Source organism: Caballeronia arationis, assembly GCF_001544975.2.
GTDB lineage: Bacteria > Pseudomonadota > Gammaproteobacteria > Burkholderiales > Burkholderiaceae > Caballeronia > Caballeronia arationis.
In genome coordinates, this window is the sequence record NZ_FCOG02000609.1 from 1 (window position 1) to 556 (window position 556).

General features: G+C 66.2%; 1 protein-coding gene. It reads left to right on the top strand.

The genetic code is table 11. From position 1 onward, the window contains the following. On the top strand, nucleotides 1-496 hold a 496-nt coding region (locus tag AWB81_RS44100), incomplete at its 5' end, for an ImuA family protein (protein WP_062644839.1). Between the last annotated feature and the right edge of the window lie 60 nt (nucleotides 497-556).

The window sequence follows — 556 nt, forward strand, 5'->3', positions numbered from 1 at the left end:
CGAACTCAGCCGCCGGCCGGTTGCGCTACTGCAAGCACCCCACGTGCCCAATTCGCTCGCGTTCTCCTATCTGGGATTGCCGCTAGACAAGCTGATCCAGTTGCGTGCGCCGAAGACCGCCGACGCGCTCTGGTGCGCCGAACAGGTGCTGCGGGCACGAAGTTGCGGCGCGTTGGTCTTCTGGCAGCAGCACATTCGCGCCGAGGCCCTGCGGCGGCTGCATCTCGCGGCGCAGGCGACGGAGACGCTTTTTCTCCTTGTCCGGCCGCTCGCCAGCGCAGCGGATGCGTCGCCGGCCACGTTGCGGCTAAGTGTGCGTTCGGCCGATGGCGGCATCGTCGTCGACGTCATCAAGCGACGAGGACCGATACGAAACGAGACGCTCAGCGTCGCCCTGCAACCCTCACCGATTCTGCTCAGCCCTCATGGCCGTACTCGTCGCCATTCACCTGCCCCGGCTTTCGCTGGAGGTGTTCCGTCCAAGGTGGTCGCCTAGGACGGAGAACGGCTGCGTCGTGCTGGACAAGGACAAGGTCGCCATCGCCGACGCGGTGGC